Origin of the sequence: Corynebacterium sp. KPL2830, from assembly GCF_040225635.1 — a bacterium.
GTDB lineage: Bacteria > Actinomycetota > Actinomycetes > Mycobacteriales > Mycobacteriaceae > Corynebacterium.
Genome location: NZ_JBEHFR010000041.1, coordinates 1 through 11,383, shown reverse-complemented (window position 1 = coordinate 11,383; position 11,383 = coordinate 1). Strand labels below are relative to the sequence as shown.

At 57.8% G+C, this 11,383-nt stretch carries 8 protein-coding genes and 1 tRNA gene; 8 read left to right on the top strand and 1 reads right to left on the bottom strand.

The window, feature by feature from the left end; all coding sequences use genetic code 11:
• Window positions 1-129 precede the first annotated feature (129 nt).
• Window positions 130-203 (bottom strand) — tRNA-Ile (locus ABRP87_RS10575).
• 260 nt (window positions 204-463) lie between these two features.
• On the opposite strand from ABRP87_RS10575, the gene ABRP87_RS10570 reads away from it, so the two are divergent.
• From ABRP87_RS10570 to ABRP87_RS10535, 8 genes are all read left to right on the top strand, one after another.
• A complete protein-coding gene (locus ABRP87_RS10570) occupies window positions 464-1,249 on the top strand; it encodes a DUF5067 domain-containing protein (protein ID WP_349868734.1) in 786 nt (261 codons plus the stop codon).
• Between the two features lie 87 nt (window positions 1,250-1,336).
• The gene (locus ABRP87_RS10565) at window positions 1,337-2,164 is read left to right on the top strand and encodes a PTS sugar transporter subunit IIAB (protein WP_349868732.1); all 828 of its coding nucleotides are present in this window, start codon (window positions 1,337-1,339) and stop codon (window positions 2,162-2,164) included.
• An 11-nt stretch (window positions 2,165-2,175) separates the two neighbouring features.
• Window positions 2,176-3,765 carry a PTS ascorbate transporter subunit IIC gene (gene ulaA / locus ABRP87_RS10560; RefSeq protein ID WP_349868730.1) on the top strand — a complete coding sequence of 530 codons (1,590 nt, stop codon included), beginning with the start codon at window positions 2,176-2,178 and terminating at the stop codon, window positions 3,763-3,765.
• Window positions 3,766-3,919: 154 nt separating this feature from the next.
• Entirely contained in the window at window positions 3,920-4,339 is a 420-nt protein-coding gene (locus tag ABRP87_RS10555) for an organic hydroperoxide resistance protein (protein WP_284902020.1), read from the top strand.
• Window positions 4,340-4,474: 135 nt separating this feature from the next.
• Entirely contained in the window at window positions 4,475-5,944 is a 1,470-nt protein-coding gene (locus ABRP87_RS10550) for a DUF3375 domain-containing protein (RefSeq protein ID WP_349868728.1), read from the top strand.
• Window positions 5,944-6,594, top strand: a complete 651-nt coding sequence (locus tag ABRP87_RS10545) for a DUF4194 domain-containing protein (RefSeq protein ID WP_284895640.1) — start codon at window positions 5,944-5,946, stop codon at window positions 6,592-6,594. Before ABRP87_RS10550 ends, ABRP87_RS10545 begins: the two co-directional genes overlap by 1 nt.
• On the top strand, window positions 6,587-9,958 hold the full coding sequence (locus ABRP87_RS10540; RefSeq protein ID WP_349868727.1) for an ATP-binding protein: 3,372 nt from the start codon (window positions 6,587-6,589) through the stop codon (window positions 9,956-9,958). The genes ABRP87_RS10545 and ABRP87_RS10540 overlap by 8 nt, the downstream gene beginning before the upstream one ends.
• On the top strand, window positions 9,945-11,087 hold the full coding sequence (locus tag ABRP87_RS10535) for a Wadjet anti-phage system protein JetD domain-containing protein (RefSeq protein WP_349868725.1): 1,143 nt from the start codon (window positions 9,945-9,947) through the stop codon (window positions 11,085-11,087). The genes ABRP87_RS10540 and ABRP87_RS10535 overlap by 14 nt, the downstream gene beginning before the upstream one ends.
• Window positions 11,088-11,383: the final 296 nt, after the last annotated feature.

Here is an 11,383-nt window from a genome sequence, read left to right as displayed (position 1 = left end):
AAACCCCTACCCCCACCAACACAAAATGTCGTTTAACTCGACACGCCGAAAAACAACACGTTTTGTCGTTTAACCCCCGAATACTAAAAGGGAGGCGCCAGCACTGCTTGCCGACGCCTCCTTCTACCGTGGGGCCACCGGGGCTCGAACCCGGGACCGACGGATTATGAGTCCGGAGCTCTAACCGACTGAGCTATAGCCCCACACGGAAGTCATGTCGTAAATTACGACACTCCGCTCCCAAAAGATTAGTCAATAGCTCGCGAAAGACCAATTTCCTCATCTTTCCCGCGCTGACCCCCTCCCCACCCCCTTAGGGTAAAACTTTTATATGGGAAAACTATTGCCTTCTCTCGTTCTTGCTTCTGCTCTTGTCCTCACAGCATGCTCGAGTCCTGATGATGACAACGAATCATCACAACAAGACCAGCACTCTAAATCTACTGAATCACAATCCCAATCCGTGATCGGCACGTGGAAGCAGGAGGACAGCGCCTCCGAAGATGGCTGGATGGAAGCCAGCATCACTGATGACGTCATTACTGTGGAATGGACATTTGATAATGGCAAGAATCGCTCGATCTACTGGATAGGATCATTTGATGCCGAAGCCGCTGCAGCTGGCGAAACTATCACCTCGAAACGAGACATCGTAGCAACCGATACTGCACTCATGGCAGCCTCATCTGACGAAAAAGATTTCAAGGTGGACGGCGATACGTTATCCTTCGATGTTGCTATTCAGGACGTCACCCTTACAGCGATTTTGAAAAAGATCAGTGACGACCCAACCACCGTCAACCCCCTAAAGGGCACAGACTCCAACCGGAGCTTCAAGGACAATGTGCTCGAGATGCCGGCAGCTACGATCAAGATCACAGATCACCGCATAATCCCCACCGGTGAGCCGGGCAATGAGGATGGAGAGAAGCCACTCATCGTCTTTTATTATGACGTCACTAATAAATCGGATGCAGAGCTTTCAGCCTTGGACTTCCTCCAGTACCTTACCGCTATCCAAGACAATAACCCCGATACCGTAAACGAGCTCGAGGTCGGATCATTTTATAATCCAGAGCTCACCGATTCCCTGCTCGAGAAGATTAAAAAAGACGGTACCGCTTCTGGCGCGATCGCCTACGAGCTCGATGATGAATCCACCCCCGTAGAGCTTGTAGCTAAGGACAATTTTGGCCAAAACGAAATTGGGCGCCAAACGTTTGAGCTGGACTCTTCTATCAAGAAGTAAGCATTTCCATTTACCTTCCTTCTCACGCGCCTTAAAATAAGGAATAATTTTTCTTGATAAACCCTAACTATGTGATGGGAGAAATAAATGGCTACAGTGGACTCTTTATTGGCACCGGGTGCCGTGGATCTTCACGGCACTGCCAATGACTGGAGGGAGGCAATCCGGCTGGCGGGCAAACTTTTGGAAGAAGCCGGCACAGTAACTTCTGACTACACGGAATCCATGATCCAATCTGTCGAGGACAATGGGCCCTATATCGTGGTCGCACGAGGGTTCGCTTTCGCCCATGCGCGCCCATCAGAGGCGGTAAAAGAAACCTCACTGTCGTGGGTACGGCTTTCAGAGCCAGTGGAATTTCACCATACTTCCAACGATCCCGTACATCTAGTAGTTGGGTGCGCGGCCAAGAGCTCCTCGGAGCATGTGGAAGCGATGAAACAGCTAGCTAGGCTTTTGGCGACTAAACGCGAAGATCTTGACCGCGCAGAGACTGAAGAACAGCTACGGAAGGTCATCACCTCAGATACCCCAACTCAAACCTCTTCCTCTGCTCCAAGTGGTACTACTTCCGCGGCGACAGCCCCTTCAGAAACCACCCACAAAACTGCAGAGGACTCCGTGGCTTCCAAAGGCAAGATTCTAACGGTCTGTGGCAATGGATTAGGAACCTCACTTTTTCTCAAAAACACCTTGGAGCAGGTCCTGGATGAATGGGGCTGGGGTCCCTACCTCAACGTTGAGGCAACCGACACTATTTCGGCGAAGGGCCGAGCTAGCGAAGCGGATTTTTTGCTTACCTCGGGTGAAATCGCTGCCACGCTGGGCGATGTCGGCGTTCCCGTATACGTTATCCAAGATTTTACTTCCGCTTCCGAACTAGATACGGCTCTTCGCGAGCTCTATGACATTTAAGGAATAACGCCATGGATATTCTTCTCGCCATAGCCAACTTTCTCGTCAACGAAATCCTCGCTGTACCTGCTTTTCTTATCGGCATCATCACTGCCGTCGGCCTAGGTGCCATGGGGCGCGGCGCCGGCAAAACCATCGGCGGCGCGATTAAAGCCACACTGGGTTTCCTCCTTATCGGCGCCGGTGCTGGCCTAGTATCCGATTCGCTAGAACCGCTGGGTGCCATGATCACCGGCGCGACGGGCGCACAGGGAGTGGTACCGACTAATGAAGCCATCGTCGGCATCGCCCAAGATAGCTTCGGCAGCCAAGTCGCTTGGATCATGATTTTGGGGTTTGTTGTCTCCCTCATCTTGGCCCGTATTACACCGCTTCGTTACGTCTTCCTCACTGGCCACCACGTACTTTTCATGTCCACATTGCTGACGATGGTGCTCGTTGCCACCGGATATCCTTCGTGGGTCATCGTCGCCTTTGGTGCGGGACTGCTTGGCATTTTGATGGTGTCTTTGCCCGCTATAGCCCACCCCTTTACCCGCCGCATTACCGGCGATGATTCCGTGGCAATTGGGCATTTTGGTACGGCGGGGTACTTGGTCGCAGGTGGCGTCGGCAAGGCCGTAGGCGGTAAGGGCGATAAAATGTCGCCTTCGTCTGAGGATCTCAAACTCCCGGAGGGCTTGCGCTTCCTGCGCGATTCGATGGTGGCGACGGCTCTTTCTATGGCGCTGATGTACCTCGTGCTCGCCGTATTGTTTATTGCGCGTGCAGGCTCCGATGAGGCTTTCACCGCCTTCCCGGATGGCGCCACCGATGTGGGCAATTACCTCATGCAATCCATAACGCAGGGCCTACAGTTTGGCGTGGCCGTTGCCGTCATCCTTTTCGGTGTCCGCACCATTTTGGGTGAGCTTGTCCCCGCCTTCCAAGGTATCGCGGCAAAGGTGGTTCCCGGCGCGATCCCAGCGCTCGATGCCCCGATTGTCTTCCCTTACGCTCAAAATGCCGTGCTCATTGGCTTCATTTTCTCCTTCACCGGCGGCCTCGTCGGCTTGGCCGTGCTATCACTTTGGCTCAACCCAGCTTTCGGCGTCGCCCTCATTTTGCCGGGCCTCGTGCCACACTTTTTCACCGGTGGTGCGGCCGGCGTGTATGGCAATGCCACCGGTGGACGCCGCGGAGCGGCTTTGGGTTCCTTTGCCAATGGCCTGCTCATTACTTTCCTGCCCGCCTTCTTGCTGAGTGTGTTGGGTTCATTCGGCGACGCCAACACCACTTTTGGCGATGCCGATTTTGGCTGGCTTGGCCTGCTGCTCGGCTGGTCCATCCAAGCCGGCGGTGTATGGAGTGGCATTCTCATCGCAGTGATCGGCCTGGCCATCCTCGCGGTGGGTTGGGTGTGCCAGCGCAAGCTTGTCGATACCCATTGGGATCCGGCACCCCATCGACCTTCTCCGGCAAAGACAGCCGAAGTAGTCGGCGCCACTGCGCCCACCACTGGCGGTACTGCCGAGAGTGCTGGGAAATCCAGCCAATCCAAGCGCTACCCCAAGGTACTTCCGCCAGAAGGAGCGCCCAATCCCCCGGCGCGGGTTGAGTAGGCCCGCAACACTCACTTGAGCCGTACCGCCTTTTCCTAGCGCGTCCTTTCACTTCTTAGGTCACTGACCTCGAAAAACGCCGGTGATAATTCTGAGTACAATCGGCGGCTGTACTTACTACTGGTACGAAAACTACTTTAGAAAAGGAGTAATCATGGATCCCCTCTACACCACTGAAGCACTCGCTACCGGGGCAGGCCGCGATGGCCGCGCCGTGGTCCAAAATTCTGACCTTGACTTCAAGATGGCCACCCCGAAGGAAATGGGCGGCGATGGCAATGGCGCCAACCCGGAGCAGCTCTTCGCCGCTGGTTACGCCGCTTGCTTCCACTCCGCCCTGCAGGCGGTAGCCCGCAGCGAGAAGGCTGAGTTGGGCGATTCCTCCGTGGGCGCCCGCGTGTCCATTGGCAAGGAGGGCGAAGGCTTCAAGCTCGCAGTTGAGCTCGAGGTCATCATCCCCGCACAGGAGCACGACAAGGCACAAGCGCTTGCCGATGCCGCCCACCAGGTCTGCCCCTACTCCAATGCCACCCGCGGCAATATTGACGTCAACGTCACCGTTGCGCAGGACTAATAAGGACTAATAAGGACTAATACAGTCCCTTAGTTCTCGGCCCGCAAGGGCCACCATGCGCGGGCGAATCCACTGATTCGAATAAGTGAGTCAAACTACGCTGCACGTGTCCGACGTAGCTGGCAAAATCGAATCATGTCTGTTGAAGCTCGCGCCCTTTCACTGCGGCGGTTATTACATGATTCCGCCGCAGTGCGGCTGCTGGCGGCCGATAATGCTCCGGTGATTTTGGCGCTGATTGCTGAGTACTTCCCCCGCGGCACTCGGGCGCGGCCAGCGGCGGAGGTATATGAGCTGATGGTCACCGATTTCGAGGTGCTTGCCAGTAAATTCTCGATGCCGCGCACACCGCAAAGTTATTGCAATGACTGGGTAAAAGCTGGTTGGCTAGTCCGAAAGTCTGGCAAGAGCTCGCGCGGGGAAACGTTGGAACCGAGCGAGGAAGCACTGTCCGCGCTCGAAGCCGTTGAGCGTTGGGAAACGCCGGTTACTACGGTCACGGCATCGCGCGTGGAATCTATCGGCTCGGCGCTACAGCGCTTGGCGCGGGATACGAATGAGGATATTTCGAGCCGCGTCGCCAGCTTAGAGGCGGAGCGGGACCGCATTGACCGCGAAATTGAAAAGGCTCATTTAGGGCAGTTTGAAAGGCTGACTGCGGCAGAGACGCAGGAGCGGGTCCAAGACGTGCTGAACATGGCCATGGCGGTGCCAAGCGATTTCGCCAGGGTACGCCATGAACTCGAAGCCCTCAATCACAGGCTACGCCGGCAGCTGTTGGATCCAGAAGGATACCGCGGCGAGGTGCTCGAGGAAATCTTCAGCGGTGTAGACCACATCGCTGAATCGGACGCGGGGCGTAGCTTTCGCGGATTCTATTCCTACCTCATGGATAGAGAACGCAGCGCGTGGCTGGACCAGTGGATTAAGCAGGTCCTAGAAAGCGACGTTGGCCAAGTGCTAGCGCCAGAAAACCGGCGGCAGCTGCGGAATCTCTTCCGCGATATGGAAGAAACGAGCTTCGAGGTCAATCAAACGATGACTGGCCTGGCGCGCAGCTTGCGCAACTATGTCTCTTCAGAACAATTTGCCGAAGACCGCCGCATGATTGAGCTACTGCGTGAAGCGCGAGGCATGGCCATTGATGCAGCGCAGGCATCGGAGTTGAAAGCCTTTCACCGCATGGAAACGCCCCTGCAGCGCATCGGCATGTCCATTCATTCCGTATCGCGCATACACTTAGCCAACCCAGGACGCGAGGTCGTGGAGGAAGCACCGGAGGCCTTCCAGCCAGGCCAAGAGAATGCGGAGGCGTTGTATGAGTTAGTGCGCGAGTCAGAGATTGACTTTGAGGAACTGCATGGGGCGATTCGCGGGGCCGTCGGCAAGGCGGGCCCGTGCACGATTGGCCAGGTATTACAGGCGTACCCGCCCACGCAGGGCCTAGCCAGCGTCGTGGGTTTGGTACACATTGCAGACCAGCACCCGCTACCGGCTTTGCATGATGCCCATGAAAAGGTCACTTGGACCGAAGAAGATGGGACCATTCGCGCGGCGTATATCCCTACTATGTATTTCGATAGCACCACCGTTGAGGAGTTGTAGTGACCGCTACTGATAACCACCGCGTCGATTCCGCGCATGAACCCCCGCTGTGGGAAAGCGATAAAGGATCGCTGACTTATAACTCGCGCCGCGCCTTGGTGCAGCTTTTGAAAGGTCCTCTGGTGCGTGCGCACAAGGAACCTGTCTTATGGTCCGCCATCATCTCGGACGAAGACAATCTGCGCGCCCGCCTGCATGAGGTATTCCTCGAGCTGGTGGTCGATGAAGCGGAAGGGTTTGCGTTTACCCGGATGGTAGAAGAGGAAACGCTGCCCATTCCGCAGGTGCTGCGCACGGATAAGCTCAAGCACATCGATACCGCCATCCTGCTGAACCTGCGCCAGGAACTTGGTTTGGCGTTGCCCGGTGAACGCGTGATTGTGGATGTAGAAGATCTCCGGGAGGGCATTGGCTACGTCCGCGCGGTTGATAACCGCGATGAAGCCGGGTTCAATAACCGCTTCAATGCGGCGATTAAACGCATCCGCAATGAATACTCGCTGCTCAGCGCCACCGAGACAGAGGGGCGCTACGAGGTTTCACCCGTCTTGCGCCAGCTTTTCGATGCCGCCACGGTCACCGCCATCCGGGATGAATACGCCCGCCTCGCAGAAGCCGAGGGCGACCAGGAGGAAGCTTCCGATGACTAACCTGTATCCAGGCCAATTCCGTATCAGCCGTATCCAGCTTATTAACTGGGGCACTTTTCACGGCTACTTTTCCATTCCGGTAGCACGCAAGGGCTTCCTCATCACCGGCGGATCCGGTTCGGGTAAGTCCACGCTGCTTGATGCGATGTCAGCGGTATTGGTGCCGCAAAAGGACCTCAAGTTCAACGCGGCATCGCAGCAGGACCTCGGGCGCAATAATGGGCGCAACCTCGTCTCCTATATTCGCGGGGCATGGCGGCAGCAAGAAAATGCGCACACGGGTGAAATCGCCCCGGAGTATTTGCGTGAGGGCGCAACTAACTCGGTGGTGGCGTTGACCTACGATAATGGTACTGGCACGCAGCACACCCTCATCGCCATCTTCCGCCTTAACGGCGGTGAAAATTCGGTGAGCCAAATTAAACGGCTCTATGGGGTGGTGCAGGGAGATGAGGACATCGATAAGCTCAGCCCCCTACTCACCCGCAGCCTGGATACCCGCAAGATTAAGGCCATGTACAAGGGGCCTGGTGCGTCATTTACGCCGACGTACACCACGTTTGCGGATCGCTTCCGCAAACGCCTGGGCATCAAGAGCGAGCAGGGGCAGGTCCTGCTGCACCGCACGCAGTCTGCCAAGTCTCTATCCAGCCTGGACCAGCTCTTCCGGGACTATATGCTGGATACGCCGTCTACCTTCGAGCGGGCGGAGGAGTCGGTGGAGCAATTTGAGGATCTGCGCCAGGCATACCTGCGGGTAGAAGACGTCAAGGCCCAGATTGAGACGCTGGCACCCCTGCCCCAATTACACTCCCAGCGCACCACCGCAGAAGCGGATAAGCACAAGGCCGAGGCGATGAATGAGGCGCTGCCGGCGGTGCGCGCCCGCTTGGTAGCAGAAGAACTGGACTATCGCATCCGCGCGCTGACCGCCCAGCAGGCAGAGGCGCACTCTGCGGCCGAGGCGCTCGAAGCAGAGGTCACGCACCTTGACGATGCCGAGCGCCGCGCCGCCGTAGCCGTCTCCCAGCTCAGTGCCGGCGAGCTGGCCGCCCTAGAAGCCAAAATTGAAACCGCAGAGAAGGAAATTGAGCACCGCTCCAAGGAGTTCCACCACCTTGCCGCTGCCGCCGACCAGTGGACCGATCACTTTGAGCTCAACCCGCACGGCTTCGCCGAGCTGCAAGCAAATGCCCGCCTGCGCATCGCGGACTTCGAGGCCGACTCGGCCCAGCTTACTGAGCAGCAGCAAGAAGCCGGAGTGGCCGCCCGCGATGCCGCGACAGCATCCGCGTCCTTAGAAAGTGAGCTGCACTCATTTAGCTCGCGGCGCACCAATATCGATAAAGCCCTTGTGGAGCTGCGCACCCAACTCGCGCGGGATACCGGCTATGCCGAATCGGAGCTTCCCTTCGCTGGCGAGCTACTGGATATTACCCCGCAGCAGGCCGAGTGGGAACCGGTGATCCAAAAATTGCTGCACGGATTCGCCGCCACCCTGCTCGTTCCAGAAACCGCGCGGGAAGCCATTAACCAGTGGGTCAATTCTCGCAATGTGGGTACCCGGCTCGAGTACCGCACTATCCCGGAGTTTGCACCGGCGCCTGCGCCTGCGCGCAGCCCGCAACAGCTCATCCACAAATTAGAGTTCCAGGATCACCCCATGGCGCAGTGGGTGCGCCACCATATTTCGAGCCGTTTTAACTACGAATGCGTCAACTCGGTGGCCGCGCTCGAACAGGTAACCAAGACCCCAGCCGTCACGCGCGATGGCTTGGAAAGCCGGCCCAAGGACAAGGATGGCTCGACGCGCTTTATCAAGGATGATCGCACGCGTTTTAAAGGCACGCGGTGGTACCGAGTAGGTTCCACCAATACCGCCAAGATTGAGCTCCTGCGTTTCCAATTGAATGAAGCGAAAGCCACTGCTCGTGCCATGGCCAAACAGGTTCACGAGCTCAACCGGAAGATGGATATTCTGCGCACGCAGCGCGATAAAGCGCAGCGCGTACTAGAGACTAAGTTCCAGGATATTGATACCGCTTCCGCTGAGGCGCGCAAACGCGATTTGCAAAAACAGTACGATTCTTTAGCTTCCTCCCCAGAGGCGCAGGCCTTAGCCACAGCGCACGAGCAGGCAAAGGAAAAGCTCACCGCCGCCCGCGCCCAACTGATCGAAGCACAAAAACACCTCGGCAACGTGGAGGGCGAGCTGAACCGCTCCACCCAGCGGCGCCAAAGCATCGGAACAGTGCCCACGGTGGCGGATCAGGGCATCGCCAAGGCGGTCGAAGAGGCCCTGCACAAAGGAAGAAGAAAACTCACCATCGATGACATCGATGCCCGGCGCGATGAAGTGCAGGCCAGCCTGCAAGAAACCGCGCGTAGGGCCGCGCGCCGCATCGAGGAGACGAATGCCAAGATCGTCTCCGTCCTGCACAAGTACCTATCGCAGTGGCCGGCGGAAGCCGCGGATTTGGAGCCACAGGCCAGCTTCGCCGGCGAGGGCATGGAGAAGCTGAAGTTCCTGCGCGCGGACCGCTTGGCGGATTTTCGCGCTCAGTTCTTGGAGCTGCTCAATGGCACGACGGTGCAAAACCTATCGCACCTCGCCTCCTCCCTTCGCCATGCCCGTAGCGATATCGAACAGCGCATGGAGTTTATTAATAAGTCCCTGGAGCGCACGCCCTTCAATGGGGACCGCACCCTGCGCATTGATGTGAAAGATGCCCGGGGCCAGGTGGTGCAAGATTTCCAGCGGGATCTCGATGCCGCAACGTCCCATAGCCTGGCGGAGATTAGCGCCGATGAGCCCGAAGCTGCGGTAGCGCGCTACCACGCCCTAGACAAGATTCTCAGCCGCTTGGGTTCGTCTGAGCCGGAGGATATTCGGTGGCGCAACCTGGTTCTGGATACCCGCAAGCACGTCAGCTTCATCGGCCGCGAGTGCTACCCCGATGGCACGACCGCGAATACTTATCAGGATTCCGCCTCTCTTTCCGGCGGCCAGGCCCAAAAGCTGGTGTTCTTCTGCTTGGCTGCGGCGCTGCGCTTCCGCCTGGCGGAACCAGACCAGGACGTTCCCACCTACGGTTCCATCATTTTGGATGAGGCCTTTGATCGCGCCGACCCAGCCTTTACTCGCACCGCCATGTCCGTGTTTGCATCCTTTGGTTTCCACATGATTTTGGCAACGCCATTCAAACTCATCCAGACGCTATCGCCGTACGTGGATGGCACCATCGTGGTCAATTACGACGAGCCCATTATCCAGGGCCGCCCGCAGGCGCGTACGGGCTATTCGCTTATCGATGCCACCTCCTATCCCCAGGAATCCCAGGAGTCCCCCAATGCGGATGCCTAGTGACCTGCACACACATGCGGCAAAATACCTGCACAACCACTTTGCGGAGGCCTTAGCCGCCCCGGATTCTCTGAATATCGATTGGCCGCTGCACCCGCCCACGGCCGCCAACGCCGCGCGCAATGTCGCCACCACCCAGGAGTTCATCCGCGCCTGGCAGCGCTGGCCGCACCAAGAAGAGATCCACTACGAACAGCGCAATTGGTCCCGCACGGGCCTAGGCACCAATTCCGTTCCCACCCGCGCGGTCCTTACCGGTGCGCCCCGCATCGCCGCGGCCGCAGGCCTCAGCGCCGAATACTCCCGCGCGCAACAATGCGCACACGACATCGCCGCGATCTTCCCCAACTCGCCTGCATTCGCCGACGCCGCGTACCGCACCTATGCCCAGTGGAAGGACCTAAGCGCATACGATCTGCGCTGCTTAAAGCCATGCTTGACCTGGCTGCGCGCCCATCCAAATTCCGGCGAGTGGGAGCGCGCCGTCCCAGTTGAAGGAGTAGACGGCAAATGGATAGGCACCCACCGCCGCATTTTACTCGCGCTGCTATCTCCCTTCGGCATCACGGATTTGGGGCTGCGCCGCACCGATGCTCGCCTGCGTCTGCGCTACCTCAACCACGCCCCAGCGCTGTCCGATATCGAGGTTCCCCTTTCCCAGGCTGCACAGCTCTTTCCCGCCGCTCCCCCGCGCGTTCTCATCGTAGAAAACAAGCAGACCTTCCTAGCCCTGCCCCTGCTTTCCGATGCCGCCCCACCCACCATCGCCATCCTCGGCGCCGGCCATGCCGCCCGCCAACTTCACGCCCTTGCCTGGCTCCACGATGCCGAAATCACCTACTGGGGCGACCTTGACGCCGCCGGCTTCAGCATCCTCAACGGCGTGCGCGCCCACTTTCCCCACACGGAGTCCCTGCTCATGGATACCGCCACCGTCACCGCGTTCCGCCACCTCGCGGTCCCCGATCCCGGCGACGGCTCCGCAGCACTTAGCCACCTCACCACCGAAGAGCAGCGCGCCTATCGCCACCTTTTCACCGAAGGCAAGCTACGCATCGAACAGGAACGGATTCCGTTCGCGCATGCCGATGACGAGATTCAATCTATATTCGGAGGTCATAAGGTTTAGTAGTGCAGCCTATTTTCGCGATTTCCATATGCGATCGACCCACCATCTCTTAACCGGTGAGGTAGATGAGACTTGACTTTTCCCAATCATTACGGTGTACCGGTATGCCCTCGATGCTGCGGCGGTGCATTCGTTCTAGTCAAAATTTTAGGTTAAGTTCTAACACCGACGGCACTGGCCAACACGTACTACCAGATTCCAGGGCTGTTGCCTAATGCATGAGAGTGTCTAATGGTTTGTGTGTAGGTTCCCAACCTGCATAAGGAGATAAGCCAGAATGACTAGTGTGGCACGAC

Excerpts from the sequence above, each read along its gene's own strand:
- ABRP87_RS10535 (WP_349868725.1), top strand. The coding sequence starts at position 9,945 with ATGCGGATGCCTAGTGACCTGCACACACATGCGGCAAAATACCTGCAC.
- ABRP87_RS10555 (WP_284902020.1), top strand. The coding sequence starts at position 3,920 with ATGGATCCCCTCTACACCACTGAAGCACTCGCTACCGGGGCAGGCCGC.
- ulaA (WP_349868730.1), top strand. The coding sequence starts at position 2,176 with ATGGATATTCTTCTCGCCATAGCCAACTTTCTCGTCAACGAAATCCTC.
- ABRP87_RS10540 (WP_349868727.1), top strand. The coding sequence starts at position 6,587 with ATGACTAACCTGTATCCAGGCCAATTCCGTATCAGCCGTATCCAGCTT.
- ABRP87_RS10550 (WP_349868728.1), top strand. The coding sequence starts at position 4,475 with ATGTCTGTTGAAGCTCGCGCCCTTTCACTGCGGCGGTTATTACATGAT.
- ABRP87_RS10565 (WP_349868732.1), top strand. The coding sequence starts at position 1,337 with ATGGCTACAGTGGACTCTTTATTGGCACCGGGTGCCGTGGATCTTCAC.